We start from the raw sequence: 20987 nt of genomic DNA, 5'->3' as shown, positions 1-20987 counted from the left end.
TTTTAACATAAGAGTGTCGCTTATTATTGGAGTGTCATTTATGGTTTCGGAATCGCAGTGCGCCAGGAAAGCCAATTATCTTCAGGCGTCGCGTATAAGAAAAATGCTTGTTGAGCTTTTGCTTGAGGTTCTAAGGTTGATTGTTCCGGTGTGGCAAAAGTGATACCACCACGAACGATACTATCAAGAGTTCCCGCTTTTATATTTGCCCCAGATAAACCAATTGAGACATCGACACCAGAAGTATTCCAAAAGACACTATTTTGGCGAACCAAGTAGGCGTATTCCTGCTTAATAACGATAGTCGATACGACACGGTCGGCGAATTCGCCTAAACGAACGTCTAGGACACTACCGACTTCAATTTCGCGATAAAGCACCGGTGTTCCTTTGCTTATGGAGCCGCGACGCTCACTTTGCAAAGTAAAAACAGTCCCGGTTGGCGCTTTAGGACTATCGTTAAGTTCGAACGTCCGTTGTCGTTCTCCTTTACCTGGCAATACATTAATAGATTGGGTTAACAGGTTTTGAATATTCTTCACGCCATCAAGACCAACCTCTGCCTGAGGCAACCAGAAGTAACTTCCTGAACGAGCCAGTTTATCGGTAAACTCCGGCAAGATTCGTGCTTTGATTTCAATATTGTCGTTGTTGAAATTAGGGAGAACTAAGGTCACTTCACCTACTTTAACGCCGTTATATTTGATTGCAGCCCCTGCGGTTAGGCTAGTTGCACCAACACTTTGTAGCGTGATAACTTCACCAAATTTACGCGCACTCTTGAAATCTTTGTACAATAGCCATTTGTTCGCTTGTTTGTTCTCTACACCGGGTAATGAATCAAATGCAATGCCGCCTTGAATCATGGTTTTTAGTGGCGCTGCTTTGACAGAGATTCCAGCGAGGCTCGCATCGACTTCAACACCAGAACGGTTCCAGAACACCGTTTGTGCGGTGATTAGGTAGCGGTATTGATTTTCGATACTCGCCGTAATGATGACGCCACCATCAACCAGTTTGAAATCTGAAACACTCCCGACCTGTAGGTTTCGATAGAGTAGTGGGCTACCTTTACTGATTGGAGGCAGTTCTGGTGCATACAAGACCACGGTTTGCGAGCCAGAAAGGTTATATTTAGCCAATTCAGCCAGTGATTTACTTTGATAGAGAGTATATTCGCTACGAACGTCTTGGCTTCCCTCACTGACAAAACTGATTGAGCCTGTTAATAGTTGTTTTGCTGGTGGAACAGTAATGCTCAACCCTGATTCGGTGAGTTCAGCACTCGCACTACCAGTGACATAAAATCGGTTTTTGGATTTAATAAGATCTGCATAGTGGTTATCGACTAGCGCATTAAAGCGAACGCTGTCACCATTTAGACTCACATTAGTAATAGAACCGACGGTAATACCGCGATACAGGATATTCGCGCCTACATCCAAACCGAATGAGTTATCGGCGCTCAATTGCAAATCAATCGAACCTGCTTGCTCTTTTTTAAATTCGTTTTTACGAATCGCAGTAAAGCGTCGAGAACGGTCGCCCTCACCAGGAACAAGCGTTAGGAAGTTGCCTTTGATAAGGTTAGTCAGGTTATGAACACCGGATAGCGATACTTGCGCTTCTTCAAGAACAAAGCGAGAACCGTTGTTTAGCATGTCACTGAAAGCGGGTTGAACCGCAGCTGAGGCAATAATTGCGCTACGATTGTCACTGAACTGTAAATCGGTGACCTGACCAATTTCAATGCCACGATACATGATCGGTGCACCTGATGGGTTGACCTTGCTGTCGTCGGGCAGGGTGATTTTAATCGGAATACCACGGCCAGCGGTTTTTAAATCTGGGTAGAGTTTGAAGTGGGTGTTTTCCATTACAGGTTGACCTCCGTCTGGAGAGTCCACTGCAATCGAGCCACCAATCAGCGCCGACAGGCTTTCTAATCGAACATCTACGCCTTGGAAGCCGATATTGGCGCCTATGCCACTGACATTCCAGAATCGGCTTTCATCGGTAATGATGTTGCGATATTCGTCTTTGATAGAAGCATGGATAATGACGTTTTTTGCTTTTTCATCTAACTGGTAACCATAGACTTCACCAATGGCAATTTTGCGATAGACGATCTGAGAACCAATAGATATTCCGCCTAAATCACGTGATTTAAGCGTAATATTAAGCCCATCGCGAGTTAACAGATCGGTAGGCGCTTGTTCTAATGCGGTAAAGACAGTTTCAGGCTCAGCGGCAAGGTCACTCGGTTGTATAGCAATGTAGTTACCAGAAACGAGCGCATCGAGGCCAGAGATTCCAGATAGACTAGCAGTCGGTTTCACCATCCAAAAACGTGTGTTTTTAGACAAAAGTTTGGTCGCTTCTGGATAAATATCCGCCTCAACATAAATACTTTCTAAATCTTCAGATAAGTTGATCGCACGAACCATACCCACTTCAAGCCCTTGGTAGCGAATCGTGGTTCTGCCCGCGATGAGGCCCTGCGCATCAGAAAAGTGAATTTGAATGCGTTGGCCTGCATCATGAATGGCTTTAAAAACAAGCCAACCGGCCAATATCATCGTTAGGATAGGGAGAATCCATAACGGTGATATGCCCTTGTTTCTTTTAACGTCAGGTGAGTATGAAGTTTGACTTGACGATGTATTACTCATTCAAAGACTCTTTTTTATTTGAAGATTCTGGATAATTGGCCCAAATGTATCTCGGGTCTAGACTTTCCGCGGCGAGCATCGTTAACACTACCACAATACCAAAGGCAACGGCTCCGTAGCCCGGTGTAAAATCAAGGATTTGACCACGATCGACCAGTGTCATCATGATGGAAATAACAAATAGATCCATCATGGACCACTTGCCAATCCACTTGACCACAAAGTAAATGGTCATACGTTGGCGATGGAAAACTTGGCGTTTAAATTTAATCGCAAGCAACAAATAGCCCAGCCCTAATATTTTGGCGACAGGAACCACAATACTTGCAACAAATATAATAATCGCAATACCTGTCATGCCATTTTTTACTAAAGCCGCAACACCTGAAAAAATCGTGTCTTCTAGTCGCTTACCATTGGTAAGAAGAATCGAAATAGGAATCAGGTTTGCAGGGAAAATCGCGATGGTTGCCGCAATCAAGTAAGCGGCCGTTTTTTGAAGCGAATCGGGTTTGCGATGATAAAGAGCTTTGTGACAACGAACGCAACTATCCCCATTAGGTTGAGATAGGTGACAGCTTTCACAATGAACTTCTTTTTTAGTGAAATGATGTTGCTCTTCTTTATCGTAAGCTTCCCAGTATCGGCGTACGCTGACGCGACTGATTAAAAGTACCGTAAAGAGTTGTAATAAAATCAGGCCATAGAGACCCGGGCCGACAAAAATATCGGAATAATCTTGCAGCTTAAAACATGAGATAGCGACACTAATTAGAAAAACGTCAATCATCACCCAATGTTTAAGTTTTTGTATCAACCCTAGTGATACTTTTAGTAGACGGAAATTATTAAACTTAAGCGCTAGATGAGCAAAAACGACGGAACTACAGACTGCCAATGGGGCAATAGAGCTACAGAAGAAAATCAGTATAGAAAGAAAGATGAACCCTTCGTTGAATAAGGTGAAAACGCCAGAGGGTAGCGTTGCTGGGATCATGACACCAAATAAACGAATACTGATGAATGCAAAAAAATGAGAGGGAATAAACAATAGCAAGCAGGTAATAGCGACAGCCAGATTACCAGATAATGATGGTTTGCCCCCACGATATAATTGGGTACCACAGCGCGGACAATACGCGCTGCGGCCTTGTTTGACGTCGACGACATCCACAGCCAACTCACATCCCTGACATAGGCGAATGTGGTTAGCTGTGCTCTGATGACTTATTAGTGAAGTGCTCATGAATGAGAGAGAACCTTGGACAAATTACAAATATGAGGAAGTCTCTCACTACGCTTATGCGTGAGATTGAATGCTCCCATACAATGTTTGATATAAACCATCTTGCTCCACCAGCTCACCATGAGTCCCCGCCTGTGTTACTTGTCCATCTTCTAAAACGTAGATCAGATCAGCCTGTTTTACGGCAGAAAGGCGATGCGCGACAATTAATGTCGTTCGACCTTTGAGGAAAGTTGTCAATGCAGAGTGCAGAGCTGCTTCCGTTGCCGTATCTAATGCAGATGTTGCTTCATCGAGAATAACGAATTTTGGGTCGCTCAATATCATTCTTGCAATTGCAAGGCGTTGACGTTGACCACCTGAAAGGCGAATACCATTACGACCAATCTGTGTATCGAGCCCGTCACTCAGTTGACTAATGACATCTTGCATTTGAGCGACATCAAGAGCTCGCCACAGAGATAAATCATCATAATCTGAACCTAGAGTGAGATTATGCCTTAAGCTGTCATTAAATAGTATAGGTTGCTGTAAAACCACGGCTATTTGTTCACGAATGACGTCAAAGCTAATGTCATCGGTGGTCTGACCATTAAAGCGTATGGTTCCAGAGTTTTGATGATAAACGCCAATTAAAAGCTGGATTAGCGTTGATTTACCACCACCACTTGCGCCAACCAAGGCTACTTTCTTACCTGCAGGAATATATAAGTTGAGGTTTTTGAGGACCGTCACTTCATCATTATATGAAAAATTGACCTGCTCAATAGAGACATCCACTTCCTTGTCGTTGGTAAATGGGTTGACCTTACTGATAGGGCGATGTTCTTCTTCTAAATCTAATAAAGCATTGATTCTTGTTAAAGCTGCTTTAGCGCTATACCAAGAGAACTGAATACCAAGTAACTCTTGAACAGGACCGAGCATAAACCAAAGGTAACCAAATACCGCAAAGATTTGACCAATCGTCAGATCACTAAATAGCACCATTAACATGGCTACTGCGCGAAACAGTTCAAAACCGAGTAAAAAGAGCAAAAAAGAGACTCGGCCAGCTGCTTCTGATTGCCATGCATATTTATCCGCATCTACACGCACTTGGTTCGCATGGTCTTTAAGTTCAGATAAGAATTCTCGTTCTCGATTAGCGGCTCTAAGTTGATATATGCCATCGAGCGTTTCTACTAGGCGATTTTGAAATCGTTCAAAAGATTGGTTTTCGTGTTTCTTAAGATGTTTAACCTTACTGCCTAGTTTGCGAGAAAAGTAAATCACAATAGGGTTAACGAGTAAGATGAATAGCCCTAATCGCCACTCAATCCAAAGTAGTACGACAGCTGTGCCAATCACTGTCAGTAGGCTGATTAAGAATTTACTAAGTGTAGAACCAATAAACGTATCGATCGTTTCAACATCGGTAATCAAGTGTGCATTAATGCCACCGCTGCCTTTTGTCTCATACTGACGGATGCTGATACGACCCAGTTTGTCGATCATCTTGCTGCGCATATTAAAAGTGATGGTTTTCGACACTAGAGTGAATTGACGGCCTTGCAAGATATTGAGGGCTTGGCTGACTGTACGCATTAAAATCACGAGTAGCAGCGTTAAAAAGATATACCCAGTTGGCGTATGTAATGAGACCGGCAACAACGCGTTCATCGCGTCAATTCCTGCTGCGGGTTTATTCAATAGTACTTCATCGACCATTAAAGGCATTAAAAGCGGAATAGGGACACTAATCAAGGTCGCAAGCAACGCGATAACGTTAGCCCAAATCAATTTTGACTTGTGCTGTTTAACTTGTTTTATTAACCAAGAACGGCTAATAGTGTTGTTTTGATTATTCATTATAATGAGAATGCTTACTATTTATGGTTTTCGGCGATTGTACGTAGATTCATTTGGGAAGTCTCTCAGTTTTAAACATTAGCGGTTTCAGTGGTATAGAAAACCAAACGGAACCGAGGATAATTTCTTGAAGGGTTCATTATGAAAATAGAACATTACCAGCGCTTAACCAAGCAAGCGATCGCATTACTGGAATCTGAAACAGACTTGATTGCAAATTTATCTAATCTCAGTGCTTTGCTAAATATGGAGCTTGACGAGTTAAATTGGGTCGGATTTTATCTATTAAAAGACGACGAATTAGTGTTAGGACCTTTTCAAGGAAAACCGGCATGTGTACGAATTCCCATCGGTCGAGGAGTCTGCGGCACAGCGATTTCGGAAAATTGCGTACAAAGGGTGTATGATGTCCACCAGTTTGATGGCCACATTGCTTGTGACGCAGCAAGCAACTCAGAAATTGTGATTCCTTTCTCTGTAGGTGGTCAATTGTTAGGGGTGTTAGATATTGACAGCCCAAAAATTGGTCGATTTAGCGAAATTGATGAGCAAGGTCTGACATTTTTAATGGAAGAAGTGCAAAAGCTGCTTAATTCACACGCTATCAAAGCATAAATTCTTCCTAGAGTGTGGTTTTTCGCTTACAGGTCACTATAATACCTGAAATATTTATCTTAATGCTCGCGGACACGCCGCAACAACCAGGAATCCTCATGGAAAACACTGAAAAGTTAAAAAACAGCAAAGAAATTATCGCATATGTTGCTGAATGTTTCCCTAAGTGCTTTACTTTAGAAGGTGAAGCCAAACCTCTTAAAATTGGTATTTTTCAAGATCTTGCGGAACGTCTATCTGACGATCCAAAAGTAAGTAAAACTCAGCTTCGTGCAGCGTTAAGACAGTACACTTCATCATGGCGTTACCTACACGGTGTTAAGCCTGGTGCAGTACGTGTAGATTTGGATGGTAACCCTTGTGGTGAACTAGAAGAAGAACACGTAGAACACGCTAAAACTGCGCTAGCTGAAAGCAAAGCTAAAGTACAAGCTCGTCGTAAAGAGCAAGCACAAAAAACTCGCGAAGAAAACAAAGCGAAAGCAAAACCAGCTAAGAAGCCGCAAGCTCGTCGCCCTCAAGCGAACAAAGCACCTCAGGCTAAAACGCCAGTAGAAACTCGTGCTTTGACTGCTGAAGAATTCATTGTTGGTAAAGATATCAATGTGAACATGGGCAAAGGAAACATGGCTGCGACTATCGTAGAAATCAACAAGGAAGATGTGCGAGTTCAACTGTCTAACGGCCTACAAATGGTTGTTAAAGCGGAGCACCTACGCGCATAAAGGAGATACTCCTACGCATGAAATGCCGTATTAAACTGTCGCTGATTGCTGCTAGCCTAGTGCTAGCAGCTACTCCAGCTTTTGCTCTTGAAGCAAATATCACGATCGATGACCTTCCCGTGCTTGCCCCAGAAGCTCAGCATGAAACCGCAAGCAAGCGCGTTACTTCTCGATTTACTCGTTCTCACTATAAGCATTTTTCATTGAATGATGAATTCTCTCAAGCGATTTTTAATCGTTATTTGGAAATGCTTGATTACAACAAAAACATCTTTACCCAAGCGGACATCGACTCGTTCAATAAATGGACGAAACAAGTTGATGATCAACTAAAAACTGGTGATAACCAGATTGCCTTTGATGTTTATAACGAGTCAATTAAACGTCGCTATGAGCGTTTCCAATACGCTTTGTCTTTGTTAGATAAAGAGATGTCGTTTGATGTTGATGAATCTATCGAAGTCGATCGAAGTGAAGCAAGTTGGCCGAAAGATGAGGCTGAACTAAACGATTTGTGGCGTAAGCGCGTTAAGTACGATGCTTTGAATTTAAAACTGACAGGTAAGAGTTGGGACGAAATCAAAGAAGTACTTGGTAAGCGATACAATAATGCCATTAAACGTATGAGCCAAACGCATAATGAAGATGCGTTTCAGCTTTATATGAATGCATTCGCGCGTGAAGTTGATCCTCATACTAGCTATCTTTCTCCTCGTAATGCTGAACAGTTCCAGACAGAGATGAATCTATCTCTTGAGGGGATCGGTGCGGTATTGCAAATGACGGATGATTACACAGTTATTCGTTCGTTAGTTGCTGGTGGTCCTGCCTCAAAAAGTAAACAACTCGTCGAGGGTGACCGCATCATTGGTGTTGGTCAAAACGAGAAAGAAATCGTCGATGTAATTGGTTGGCGTCTAGATGATGTTGTTCAATTGATTAAGGGTCCGAAAGGAACCAAAGTTTACCTTCAAGTCTTACCTGAGGGCAAAGATACGAAGAGTGAAGTTATTACGTTAGTACGTGATAAGATTCGTCTTGAAGATCGAGCGGTTAAATCAGAAATTTTTGAAAAAGACGGCAAAAAAATAGGAGTACTAGAAGTACCGAGTTTTTATGTCGGATTATCGAAAGATACCGATAAGCTGATCAAAGAACTTAAAAAAGATGGCGTCGATGGCATTATTGTTGACTTGCGTAACAATGGTGGCGGTGCATTAACGGAAGCAACTGCATTGTCTGGCCTCTTTATTACTAGTGGACCTGTGGTTCAAGTAAGAGATAGCTACGGACGTGTAAATGTTAATAGTGATACTGATGATGTGATCAGTTATGACGGACCGCTGACCGTACTTATTAACCGTTACAGCGCATCGGCATCAGAAATTTTTGCCGCTGCTATGCAGGACTATGGTCGCGCGATTATTTTGGGCGAAAATTCATTTGGTAAAGGTACGGTGCAACAACATCGCTCTCTTAACCATATTTATGATTTGTTCGATAAAGAACTTGGTTATGTTCAATATACCATTCAAAAGTTTTATCGTATCGATGGTGGAAGTACGCAGAACAAAGGGGTAGCCCCTGATATCGCGTTCCCAACGCCGATTGATCCAAGTGAAACTGGAGAAAGTGTTGAAGATAACGCATTGCCTTGGGATAGTATTGCACGCGCTAATTACCAGCAGTTACAGCGTAACGATAAACTAATCTCATCGTTGAATACCTTGCATCAACAACGTATTGCTAACGATTTAGAGTTTCAGTTTATTGCTGATGACATCGCTCGCTATCAAGCCGAAAAAGATGATACGACTTTGTCATTGAGTGAGAAAATTCGTAAACAAGAAAGTGATAAGGCGGATGCTGAACGACTTGAACGAATTAATCAACGTCAAAAATTGCAAGGTAAGCCAGCTTACAAGTCAATTGATGATTTGCCTAAAGATTACGAAGCGCCAGATGCTTATCTTGATGAGTCTGTTGCAGTGATGGTCGATATTATTAAAGGCTAGTTAATCAATAAATTAGAGAGCGAACCATGGTGGTTCGCTTTTTTTTGCGCAAAAATTATGTGATTTAGATCAAATTTTTAGCCTTATTCGACTCCTATGCCTAAGCTTAAAGAAAAAGCGAGGAGATTGAGGATGAAATGGATAAGTGTAGTTTTAGCATGCTTTTGTGCGTCTTGTTTCGCTGGTCAAACCCGCGATAACAGTGATTTAACTCAATTTGATCAGCCATTTCTTCTTGGGGATTGGTATCTGATTAACCCTAACCCCGAAGCTTCTAAAGAAGATTTTCTCGCCATAAAACTTAGTTTGGATTCTAACTACAACTTTGCCATCGATATTCAGAAACGCGATTACTCTGTCGATCATTGGGAGGGGCTCTATAGTGCCAATGAAGATACGATAATTCTCGGATTGAATACATCAGAACCTCAGATTTATGAATACTCCAGTAATCATCATATGCTTAACCTTAATGGAGTAGTATTTACCAAAGCATTGTCAAACACTTTGGCTGGGATTTGGTCGAGCGCTGAATTAGCGGGCGAAGATTTACTGGCGAGTGAAGTCAATAAAATGGATCTAATTTTGCAACCCAATTTTGTCTTTATGTTCCGAGTGAGTAATCAAGAGGGCGATGAAATGGTTCATAAAGGTGTTTACTACACTGAGGGAGATCAGCTCGTTCTGTTATATGAAGATGGTGAACATGAGACTCGATATTCATTGAATAGTGACACTTTAACGCTACATACTGCTGAGGGAGATATGTTCGCAGTACTTAATCGAATACGTTAACTGCGTATGGTTAATAATTAACCATCAATTCGCTTCTACAGCGTAATTCCATCAGTCAACCAAGTTTAAGCGAGGTATTTATTGATAATACCTCGTTTTTTTGTATCTAGAGTTGTAAGCTAGTTTCGAAATTATACTTTAGTTAGAAGGATTTAGAGATGGCTCATGCACCACAAGCTAAATATCGCAATGATTATCAATCTCCGTCACATGAAATTACCGATCTAGACTTAACGTTTGATCTACATGATACCGAGACATTGGTTACTGCAGTTTCGCAAGTAAAACAACTGCAAGAAAGTGCGACGTTATTTCTTGATGGAGAAAACCTCAACTTAAAAGGTGTTGAGGTAAATGGCGAGCAATGGTCTCACTATCAGCAAGTTGATGGAGGTCTTGAACTCACCGAACTTCCTAAACAGTTCGAACTGACAATAACAACGCTGATTAATCCAGAAGCGAATACAGCATTAGAGGGTTTGTATAAATCTGGCGGAGCATTCTGCACCCAGTGTGAAGCTGAAGGATTCCGACGCATTACTTATTATATGGACCGCCCAGACGTATTAGCTCGATACACCACAAAAGTGATTGCGGACAAAGAACAGTTTCCATTTTTGCTAAGCAACGGAAATCGTATCGCGGAGGGGGATTTATCTGGTGGTCGTCATTGGGTTCAATGGCAAGATCCTCACCCAAAACCAGCATATCTATTCGCACTCGTAGCGGGTGATTTTGATGTTTTACGCGATCAGTATGTCACCCAATCTGGACGTAATGTTGCATTGGAAATCTTTGTTGATAAAGGTAATTTAGACCGGGCTCATCATGCAATGACGTCACTTATCAACTCGATGAAATGGGACGAAACTCGATTTAACTTAGAGTATGACCTTGATATTTATATGATTGTTGCCGTTGATTTCTTCAACATGGGAGCAATGGAAAATAAAGGTTTGAACATATTCAATTCTAAATTCGTACTCGCCAATGAGAAAACGGCGACAGATACCGATTACTTAGGAATTGAGGCCGTTATTGGCCATGAGTATTTCCATAACTGGACTGGCAACCGAGTGACTTGCCGAGATTGGTTCCAATTGAGCCTAAAAGAGGGTTTGACGGTATTTAGAGATCAAGAGTTTTCATCGGATCTTGGTTCTCGAGCGGTGAATCGTATTGGTAATGTTCGCATTATTCGTGGCCCTCAATTTGCTGAAGACGCAAGCCCAATGTCTCATCCGATCCGCCCTGAGAAAGTAATTGAAATGAATAACTTCTATACATTGACCGTGTATGAAAAGGGCAGTGAAGTTATTCGCATGATGCACACATTACTCGGAGAAGTTGCGTTTCAAAAAGGGATGGCTCTCTATTTTGAACGCCATGATGGGACAGCTGCAACATGTGAAGATTTTGTCGAAGCGATGGAAGACGCATCTGGCGTTGATCTTAAACAGTTCCGCCTATGGTATAGCCAATCAGGGACGCCAACCGTCACTGTGACCAGCGAATATGATGCTAGTTCATTGACCTATGCGCTAACGATCGAGCAAAAAACAGAAACGACTCAAGATCAAAGTGAAAAGTATGCTCTACATATTCCGTTTGATATTGAGTTATATTCGAGCAATGGTGATGTTATTGAGTTACGCTGTAACAATCAAAAAATTAGCAATGTATTGAACGTAACCCAAGATAAACAAACCTTTGTTTTCGAAAATGTGGCAGAGCAACCTGTACCATCACTACTCAGAGAGTTTTCAGCGCCCGTAAAACTAGAATACGCTTATAGTGATAACGAATTAATTTTCTTGATGGTTCATGCAAGAAATGAATTTGCGCGTTGGGATGCTGGTCAAATGTTGTTGGCTAAGTATATTCAAAGTAACGTTGAAGCGGTTCGTCACGGTCAATCTGTCACATTACCTGATTCAGTTGTCGATGCATTTCGTGGAGTGTTGTTGAGCGAAGAGTTAGAACCTGCATTTATCGCAGAAATGATGTCCTTGCCGAGTCATAATGAAGTATCGGGTTGGTACAAGTGTGTTGATGTTGATGCAATTGCTCTTGTCCTAAAAGCAATTAAATTGACGTTGGCAACTGAACTAGAAGATGAATTCTCGGCTATCTACCACAGCCTAGAGCAAGGTGAGTATAGTGTTGATCATGCAGCGATCGGTAAGCGTTCATTAAGAAATATGGCATTGCAATATTTGGCAATGACAGAAAAAGGTAATGAATTGGTACAACTGCAATATCAAAAAGCCAATAACATGACAGACACTATCGCGGCGATGAGTGCGGCAAACTCTGCTCAACTTGCTTGTCGTGAAGATCTGCTTAAAGACTATAGCTCTCAATGGAAGCATGATGGTCTTGTTATGGATAAATGGTTTGCAATACAAGGAAGTAACCCAGGAGAAAATGCGTTGGAAGTGATTCGTGAGTCAATGGCACATGAAGCATTTAGCTTGAAGAATCCGAATCGCACACGTAGCTTAATCGGTTCTTTTCTTAACATGAACCCTGTCAACTTTCATGCAAAATCAGGAGAGGGCTATCGTTTTGCTGGCGAAATTCTTCGTGAAATGAATAGCAGTAACCCTCAAGTCGCTTCGCGTTTGATTGATCCATTATTAAAGTTCCGTAAATATGATGAAGAGCGCCAAGCTCTTATCATTGCCGAGTTAGAGTCGTTAAAAGCGATGGATAATCTGGCTAACGATCTGTTTGAAAAAGTGACAAAAGCACTGGAATCTTAAGCTTGTTGCTTTTGAATACTTGCTCTGTAGTAATTTGTCCTTTAGCAATAGATTCTTAAGTTATTGAATTTTAGCTAAAAAATTAAAAGTGGTACCCATTAGGTGCCACTTTTCTATATGACTCACGAGCACTGTATAAGCATACAGTGTTAATTTATCTGCGCGAAAAGTGGCACTTTAATGAACCAATATTGCTTTTCACTGAATATTCCTTATCAACACTTTCTTGCCTACTATAGTGGTGTAGCAAGTCACGTTGTCGTGACTACCGATAATGGCGTGAAAATTCAACTGCCAGCAAGTCGATTTCGACCGTTTCTAAGCTACATTGGATTAAAAGGACGCTTTCGATTAACAACTGACCAAAATAACAAGTTTATTAAGTTAGAAAGTCTATAAAAAGCACTGTTTTTAGTGGTTTAAATATAGCGGTAGTCACATTATTGAACATTTCATCTATTCACTGCGTTAAATAATTAACTTTTTATCAATAAAGCTTTTACAATAAAACGGCATTACTGAATTTAGGCACTATGCTTACCAAAAGGGCTAGTGATCTGGACGTTTGTTTTATTGTACTGTCGTTCATTTATTCGCAGTCAGTGGTTTCAAAAGTGCGAAATGTTTATTCTATGAACGTCTAATTAATAATTCACTCATTTAGTCTAGCAAGCTTTGCGTAAGCATGATGCCCAAACATCCCATATCCAAAATTCTAATAGTGGAGTGTGATTATGACCGCGCGTGAAACGCTGTTGCCGGTGCTACTTGAGAAAGTGTACAAACTGATCAATGACAAACTTAAATCTGCTGATCAACCTTTAGTTAATCAATTAGCCCAGCATCTATTCAGCAATATTTCGCAAGATGATCTAATTGAAAGAAATGAATCTGATTTATATGGTGCGGTAGTCAGTCTTTGGCATCATGTTAATGAAAAACATGCCAATGAAATTTCAGTTCGAGTATTTAATCCAACCGTTAGCCGTCAAGGTTGGCAATCAACACACACCATCGTAGAAATTCTAGTTCCAGATAGCCCATTCTTGGTTGACTCGACTAAGATGGCACTTACACGTCTTGATCTTGCTTCTCACCTAATGCTTCATGGCCCAACTCAAATAGAACGCGGAGAGAATGGTTCTATTGTTAGCATTAATGATGGGAAAGGTGAGTTTCAATCCCTTTTCCACATTGAAGTCGATCGTTTAAGCGACAAGAAGTCGATGGTCGAGTTAAAAGAAGAACTATTAAAAATTTTAACTGACACAGATTTAGTCGTCCAAGACTGGCAACAAATGGTAGAAAAACTGGGTGAGGTGATTGATCAAGTCGAGGCTCAACAAGTTAACGTTAAGATCGAAAGAGATCGTTACGATGAGACTTTGGCGTTTTTGCGTTGGTTGGGTGATCATAATTTTACCTTTATGGGATATAAAGAGTATGACTTGATCACGGTAGACGGTGAGAGTGAACTGCATCCGACGAAAGAAAAAGGATTAGGATTGTTTTCCAGCCCTGATCGCGTTCGTAAAGTGAAACTCTCTGACTTTCCTGATTCAGCGCGATTGGAAGCAAAGAAACCCTTCTTGCTTATTGTGACAAAGGGTAATACGCCATCACGAATTCATCGTCCTGCTTATACGGATTACATCGGCATTAAGAAATTTGATGCAAACGGTAAAGTTATCGGTGAGCATCGCTTCACAGGACTTTATACCTCAGCAGTATACAATCAAAGCGTAGCGAATATTCCTCTTGTCCGTGAAAAGGTAGAACGTATTCTGTCGGCGAGTGGTTACCGCATTGGTTCATACTCCTATAAAGCGCTGCACAATATTCTTGAGAATTACCCTCGTGATGAACTGCTTCAAGCAAAAGAAGAAGAGTTACTTGAAGTGGGCATGGGCGTCGTACAAATGCAAGATCGTGATATGTTGCGATTGTTTGTGCGTAAAGACCCGTTTGGACGTTTCTTTAGTTGTATGGTTTACGTAACGAAAGACCGTTACAACACCGAACTTCGTCGCCAGACTCAGCGAATTTTTCAGCAATACTTTGGTTGTGAGCAAGAAGTGGAGTTTACGACTTACTTTTCCGAGAGTCCGCTTGCTCGTACTCATTATATTGTTCGTGTCGATAACAACAATGTGAACATCAATGTAAATACAATAGAGCGGAATCTAATGGAAGCCTCTTCGACTTGGGATGACCGATTATCTGAAGCGATTATCGCAAGCTTTGGTGAGAGTAAAGGCTTGCCATTATCAAAAGAGTACATGCGATCGTTTCCTCGCTCTTACAAAGAAGATGTATTACCCGGTTCTGCGGTTGCCGATATCGAACGTTTAGAAGCGTTGAGTGATGATCATAAACTCGGCATGTTGTTTTACCGACCACAAGAACTGGCTTCAGACTCAAAATCGGTTCGTTTGAAGCTGTATAACCGAGATGAACCTATTCACTTATCTGATGTTATGCCGATGCTTGAAAACTTAGGACTTCGTGTTATTGGTGAATCACCTTATGAAGTTCGCAAAGTGAATGGACAGAACTATTGGATCCTTGATTTCTCGATGCTGCACAAAAGTGAACAGAGCGTAGATCTTCGCCAAGCTCGAGATCGATTCCAGCAAGCTTTTGCTTCTATTTGGGCGGGTGAGTTAGAAAGTGACGGTTTTAACAGATTAGTTTTAGGAGCTTCTTTAACAGGACGAGAGATTTCTATTTTACGTGCGTATGCCAGATATATGCGTCAAGTCGGTTTCCCATTCAGCCAACAGTATATAGAAGACACGTTAAGCCACTATCCGGATCTTGCTAAAGCGCTGGTGGAACTGTTTGCGAAACGTTTTGATCCTAAGTTTAAAGGGAATCAAAAAGGACAAACCGAGTGGGTTAATAAGATCACTGAAAAGCTCGACCATGTTGAAAGCTTAGATGATGATCGAATTATTCGTCGTTATATGGAGATGATAACGGCGACATTAAGAACCAACTACTATCAATTGGATGGAAATAAGCAGCCTAAACCTTGGTTGGCGTTAAAGCTTAGTCCTCGTCAAATTCCGGAAATACCACAACCTGTACCAGCGTATGAAATCTTCGTTTACGCGCCGGATATTGAGGGGGTACATTTACGGGGTGGAAAAGTAGCGAGAGGCGGATTACGTTGGTCCGATCGACAAGAAGATTTCCGTACTGAGATACTCGGATTAGTTAAAGCGCAACAGGTAAAAAATACTGTGATTGTTCCTGTTGGCGCTAAAGGTGGGTTTGTCTGTAAACGTCAACCTGGGCTAAGTTCTCGTGATGAGATTTTTGCAGAGGGGCAGCGTTGTTATAAGCGTTTCATACGAGCCTTACTAGATGTATCAGACAACATTATCGAGGGAGAGGTTGTTCCGCCTAAAAGTGTTATTCGCCATGATGAAGATGATCCATATCTCGTTGTAGCGGCAGATAAAGGAACAGCAACATTCTCTGATCTCGCTAATTCCGTATCGGCTGAATATAACTTTTGGCTAGGAGATGCATTCGCATCGGGTGGTTCCAATGGTTATGATCACAAAGCGATGGGGATTACCGCGAAAGGTGGCTGGGAATCAGTTAAACGTCATTTCAGAGAAATGAATATTGATTGTCAAACGACCGACTTTACAGCGATTGGTGTAGGTGACATGGCGGGAGATGTATTTGGTAACGGTATGTTGTTATCAAAGCATATTCGATTGATCGCCGCATTTAACCACATGCACATATTTATTGATCCAAACCCAGATGCAGCCACAAGTTGGGAGGAACGTCAGCGATTGTTTGATCTTCCAAGATCCAGTTGGGAAGATTATGACTCGTCATTGATCTCTAAAGGTGGCGGTTTGTTCTCACGCAGAGCGAAGTCTATTGAACTAACACCAGAAATTCAGAAATTGCTCGGTACGAGAAAATCGGCATTAGCACCGAATGAACTGATTAAAATGATTCTTAAAATGGACGTTGATCTGCTTTGGAATGGCGGGATTGGCACCTATGTTAAGGCTTCTACAGAGACACATACGGAAGTAGGTGACCGAGCCAATGACGTATTGAGAATCGATGGAAGAGATCTACGTGCGAAAGTTATTGGCGAGGGTGGTAACTTAGGTATGACCCAACTGGGGCGTATTGAATTTGCGTTAACCGGTGGACGTGTAAATACCGATTTTGTTGATAACGTAGGTGGTGTTGATTGTTCAGATAATGAAGTCAATATTAAGATCTTTTTAAACGGTTTAGTCGCAAATGGCGATTTGACAGTTAAGCAGCGTAATATCATTCTTGAATCTATGGAAGATGAAGTCGGTGAGATTGTACTCGATGATGCTTATTGCCAATCAGAATCTATTTCCGTAACCGATAGACAAGGGGTCTCTCTGGTTAAAGAGCAGATTCGCTTTATTCATACTATGGAAAAAGCAGGCTATTTGGATCGCGTTCTTGAATATATTCCAGACGATGAAACCTTATTGGAACGAGAGAAACAAGGGAAAGCATTAACTAGACCGGAACTGTCTGTATTGATTGCTTATGGCAAGATGGTATTAAAAGAAGAACTTGTTCATCCAGATATCGCTAATGATAGTTTCCATGCCAAACAATTGGTCAATTACTTCCCAACTGAGTTACGTCGTAACTATTCAGAGAGAATGAATGAGCATCCTCTGCGAGCTGAAATTATTGCGACGGCATTGGCTAATCAGATGGTTAATGAGATGGGATGTAATTTCGTCACACGTCTGCAAGAGGAAACTGGAGCAACCGTTGTTGATATTGCCAATGCTTATGCTGCGGGTCGTGAAATATTCTCACTAGGTGAAGTTCTAGAACGGGTACGCCAACTTGATAATGTGGCTAGTACTGATGCTCAATATGACATGATCTTCTATGTCCGTCGTACATTAAGACGTTTGTCTCGTTGGTTATTAAGAAATCGAAGTGGTAAGTTGAGTGTTGATGCCATGATTGCACTTTATCAGTCAGATATTGATACGATTAAAACTAATCTAGACGAAATGCTCGTTCCTGAAGAAGTGGAAGAACATAATACAATGGCTAATGATTGGATAAATCAAGGCATTGAAGCTGAATTAGCCAATTATGTTGCTCGATTATCGAGTTTGTACTCTATACTGGATATATCTACAGTATCTAAGGAAAAGGGCACTTCAATCGAACAAACGGCCAAGCTTTATTACAATTTAGGGGATCGATTATCGCTTCACTGGTTCTTAAAACAAATAAATGGCCAAGCCGTTGATAATCATTGGCAGGCATTAGCAAGAGCGGCATTTAGAGAAGATCTCGATTGGCAACAACGTCAGTTAACAGGGCAAGTACTCAGTTGTGGTTGTACCTTAGAAAGCTTAGATGTGATGCAGGCATTGGAAGATTGGATTATAAACAATGAGACTTCATTGCATCGTTGGGAAAATATCTTAAATGAATTTAAGGTGGGCTCAGTGCATGAATTTGCGAAGTTCTCTGTGGCACTACGTGAATTGATGCTTTTGAATCTAAACTGTTCAGCTGGTGATCTTAAGTAATCAGCGACTTGAAGTTAATCGTAAAAGTAAAATATGAAAAGGGAGCCTAAATTGGCTCCCTTTATTTTTATTACTTTGCGTCTTTCTCAAAACACATAGTCATTTCAGTCGTGGTTTTGTTATCAGTTGTATATTCTGATGCGTAAACCATAGCCCAACCGTCATATTGCTCTAAAGTTTCATTCACTGAGCTGCTGCCAGTCGAGAAACTTTCACAACGCAGTACTTTTTCTGGTGAATTTGTATCCAAAGCACGAAGCTGACTCGTTACGTTAGCACCAGAACAACCAGCTAATAGAAGAGCGGCTGGTAGAAGACAAAGTAGTTTGTTCATAATAAATCCCTAATAGTTGGACGAGCATTATATGAAATGCTATACGCAATTCAAGTCCCTGAATTTTAGTTATTTCTAATATTGTTCTACGACTTATTAGTTTTTTAGTGATTGAGTGAGCGACTTACAGCGTTACTTTTAGATGAAAAGGGCGTTTTTAGCTGGCCTTAAGGTTACGGTGTCACACTTTTAGTGGGTATATTGACGATAAGAGATTGACTTAACGCAACTAATCGCAAACTTAAGACATTAAAACGCATAAATTAGACGATTAAATTTGTATTGTTGCGCAAATCAGTAAATAATTACGCCCCGTTTATACGGGGCTTTTTTCTTTCGGAGGCACAATGCTCTACCGTCTAGCCAGGACTGGCTTTTTCCAACTCGATGCCGAAAAGGCACACGATCTTGCAATTCATAATTTTAAACACCTAACCGGTACTCCTCTCGATCTATTCTATCGTCAAAAACTTCCTCATCGTCCAGTTGAATGCATGGGCATTACATTTCCTAACCCTGTTGGCCTAGCAGCTGGCTTGGATAAAAATGGTGAGTGTATTGAAGCGTTTGATGCAATGGGTTTCGGTTTTGTAGAAGTTGGTACGGTGACACCTCGTCCTCAATCAGGGAATGACAAACCACGTTTGTTCCGTTTGCTTGAAGCAGAGGGAATTATCAATCGAATGGGTTTCAATAACCTCGGCGTTGATAACCTGATCGATAACGTAAAGAAAGCAAAATATAACTGCATATTGGGCATCAATATCGGCAAAAATAAAGACACGCCGATAGAGAAAGGGGCAGAAGATTACCTTATCTGTATGGATAAAGTGTATCAATATGCAGGCTATATCGCAGTTAACATTTCTTCTCCAAATACACCAGGATTACGTTCACTTCAATATGGTGAGGCTCTTGATGAACTTTTGGCTGAGTTAAAAACCAAGCAGTTGGAACTTGCAGAGAAACATGGCAAGTATGTCCCGTTAGCACTGAAGATCGCTCCAGATCTTAGTGATGACGAAATTAGCCAAATTTGCCAATCATTATTGCGCAATAAGATCGACGGTGTGATCGCAACAAATACGACACTTGATCGCTCAATGGTTGAGGGCATGAAACATGCGAATGAAGCTGGTGGCCTAAGTGGACGACCAGTACAGTTGCGCAGCACTGAAGTAGTACGACGTTTATACGAAGAGTTAGGCGAACAGATCCCAGTAATTGGGGTAGGTGGTATTGACTCTTACGTTGCAGCGAAAGAAAAAATGTTAGCCGGTGCAAAGCTGGTACAAGTTTATTCTGGCTTTATTTACCAAGGTCCTGCATTAGTTAAAAACATCGTCAAAAATATTTAGTATATTTGATTGTTACAAGTGACGATGTCACTTACAATAAATCCGTGTTACTGATGGTTGCATAAAGAGGAGATGAGAATTCATTTCCTCTTTTTTTTCGTTCCTGAGTGCATAAACTTTTGCTAATTATGAAGAAAGGTAATTAAGCGTTTTACCTAGTAATTCAACTAATCAGAGATTGGAATGATGCTTAAACCCAGTGACAAATGGACTTGGTACTATGACAACACAGAGGGGCACCTTATGCTCGATCTGGGTTGTGATATGGTATTTAAGACCAACCTTTCTCATAAACTGATCGTTAATTGTGCTATTGGAATTAATGAATTTTCAGTAGACGACGCATCTGCTTACCAAACATACAAAGAACAAATCGCCTTGCTCGATATTAGCGTACCGCGTCAAACCGAGCTGGCGCTATATTGTGTCGCAGCTAAACGCTTTCATAAACCAGTACAGCCGAAGAGTTGGTTTTTTGATTGCCTTTCTAATGGTGACTTAGAGCCTGAGGAAGGAGATCTCATCAAGCTATCCAATGCATTTGGTGAGGGGTACTTTATTGTACTGGAAGTCGGAGAGAGTGCGAGTCTATGTGCTTCAATAGGGTTGGGTGAGTTTGTATTAAATGGCAGCAAGTCTTTGCAATTTGGTCAGCCAATTAAAGTGATGCACGATAGAATGCTACTATCAAATCAAGATTTTATTAATTCGCCGATGGCTTTGGTGGGTTAAACCTTATTCGTTCCTTTGTTTTATTTCCGTCGACCTTAGTGTCGGCTTTTTTTTGCCTCCAATTCCTCCCAATACAATATTTATCGATATTCTTCGTTTCAATGACCTCTGAGAAAGTGTGAAGTCCGTACAATATTTCATCGTACTTTTGCTGGGTTTCTATTGTTTTTTACATCCTTTAGCAACGAGAAAACCAAGAAATTCCCCAATTAAGCTTATTTTGTAATCTAATTACACCTAGGAGAGTGCTCTGGTATAGACCAAATTTGCAGTAAATAAGTATTCACTTCGACTGTA

At 41.2% G+C, this 20987-nt stretch carries 13 protein-coding genes; 9 read left to right on the top strand and 4 right to left on the bottom strand.

The features are described 5' to 3' along the window. Positions 1 to 38 precede the first annotated feature (38 nt). The 3 genes from DZ860_RS06665 to DZ860_RS06655 are packed head-to-tail and all read right to left on the bottom strand — an operon-like array spanning position 39 to position 5769. Positions 39 to 2672, bottom strand: a complete 2634-nt coding sequence (locus DZ860_RS06665) for an MlaD family protein (protein WP_120030159.1) — start codon at positions 2670 to 2672, stop codon at positions 39 to 41. Further along, positions 2665 to 3918 carry a paraquat-inducible protein A gene (locus DZ860_RS06660; protein WP_120030158.1) on the bottom strand — a complete coding sequence of 418 codons (1254 nt, stop codon included), beginning with the start codon at positions 3916 to 3918 and terminating at the stop codon, positions 2665 to 2667. The genes DZ860_RS06665 and DZ860_RS06660 overlap by 8 nt, the downstream gene beginning before the upstream one ends. 54 nt (positions 3919 to 3972) lie before the next feature. Then, on the bottom strand, positions 3973 to 5769 hold the full coding sequence (locus DZ860_RS06655; protein WP_120030157.1) for an ABC transporter ATP-binding protein: 1797 nt from the start codon (positions 5767 to 5769) through the stop codon (positions 3973 to 3975). Positions 5770 to 5910: 141 nt separating this feature from the next. Here DZ860_RS06655 and DZ860_RS06650 point away from each other — a divergent pair, with 141 nt between their 5' ends. The 7 genes from DZ860_RS06650 (at position 5911) to DZ860_RS06620 (ending at position 18266) form a co-directional block, all read left to right on the top strand. Then, entirely contained in the window at positions 5911 to 6384 is a 474-nt protein-coding gene (locus tag DZ860_RS06650) for a free L-methionine (R)-S-oxide reductase MsrC (protein ID WP_120030156.1), read from the top strand. Between the two features lie 98 nt (positions 6385 to 6482). Then, the gene (gene proQ, locus DZ860_RS06645; RefSeq protein ID WP_120030155.1) at positions 6483 to 7109 is read left to right on the top strand and encodes an RNA chaperone ProQ; all 627 of its coding nucleotides are present in this window, start codon (positions 6483 to 6485) and stop codon (positions 7107 to 7109) included. 17 nt (positions 7110 to 7126) lie between these two features. Then, positions 7127 to 9124 (top strand): carboxy terminal-processing peptidase, encoded by a 1998-nt coding sequence (gene prc, locus DZ860_RS06640; RefSeq protein ID WP_120030154.1) that lies wholly within the window; start codon positions 7127 to 7129, stop codon positions 9122 to 9124. Positions 9125 to 9256: 132 nt separating this feature from the next. After that, positions 9257 to 9919 carry a hypothetical protein gene (locus tag DZ860_RS06635; RefSeq protein WP_120030153.1) on the top strand — a complete coding sequence of 221 codons (663 nt, stop codon included), beginning with the start codon at positions 9257 to 9259 and terminating at the stop codon, positions 9917 to 9919. Positions 9920 to 10077: 158 nt separating this feature from the next. Beyond that, a complete protein-coding gene (pepN, locus tag DZ860_RS06630; RefSeq protein WP_120030152.1) occupies positions 10078 to 12684 on the top strand; it encodes an aminopeptidase N in 2607 nt (868 codons plus the stop codon). A 180-nt stretch (positions 12685 to 12864) separates the two neighbouring features. Then, positions 12865 to 13083: a DUF2835 domain-containing protein gene (locus tag DZ860_RS06625; RefSeq protein WP_120030151.1), complete on the top strand. Its 219-nt coding sequence runs from the start codon at positions 12865 to 12867 to the stop codon at positions 13081 to 13083. 335 nt (positions 13084 to 13418) lie between these two features. Beyond that, positions 13419 to 18266 carry an NAD-glutamate dehydrogenase gene (locus tag DZ860_RS06620; RefSeq protein ID WP_120030150.1) on the top strand — a complete coding sequence of 1616 codons (4848 nt, stop codon included), beginning with the start codon at positions 13419 to 13421 and terminating at the stop codon, positions 18264 to 18266. A gap of 70 nt (positions 18267 to 18336) precedes the next feature. Here the strand turns inward: DZ860_RS06620 and DZ860_RS06615 are convergent, their stop codons facing one another. Continuing rightward, entirely contained in the window at positions 18337 to 18600 is a 264-nt protein-coding gene (locus tag DZ860_RS06615) for a hypothetical protein (RefSeq protein WP_120030149.1), read from the bottom strand. A 347-nt stretch (positions 18601 to 18947) separates the two neighbouring features. On the opposite strand from DZ860_RS06615, the gene pyrD reads away from it, so the two are divergent. Continuing rightward, positions 18948 to 19958 carry a quinone-dependent dihydroorotate dehydrogenase gene (gene pyrD, locus DZ860_RS06610; RefSeq protein ID WP_120030148.1) on the top strand — a complete coding sequence of 337 codons (1011 nt, stop codon included), beginning with the start codon at positions 18948 to 18950 and terminating at the stop codon, positions 19956 to 19958. 186 nt (positions 19959 to 20144) lie between these two features. Further along, positions 20145 to 20690, top strand: a complete 546-nt coding sequence (locus DZ860_RS06605) for a cell division protein ZapC (RefSeq protein ID WP_165862867.1) — start codon at positions 20145 to 20147, stop codon at positions 20688 to 20690. Positions 20691 to 20987: the final 297 nt, after the last annotated feature.

It is taken from the genome of Vibrio sinensis, assembly GCF_003605645.1.
GTDB classification, from domain to species: domain Bacteria; phylum Pseudomonadota; class Gammaproteobacteria; order Enterobacterales; family Vibrionaceae; genus Vibrio; species Vibrio sinensis.
Note: the sequence above shows the minus strand (reverse complement) of the source record. Positions and strands in the feature narration are given on the sequence as shown.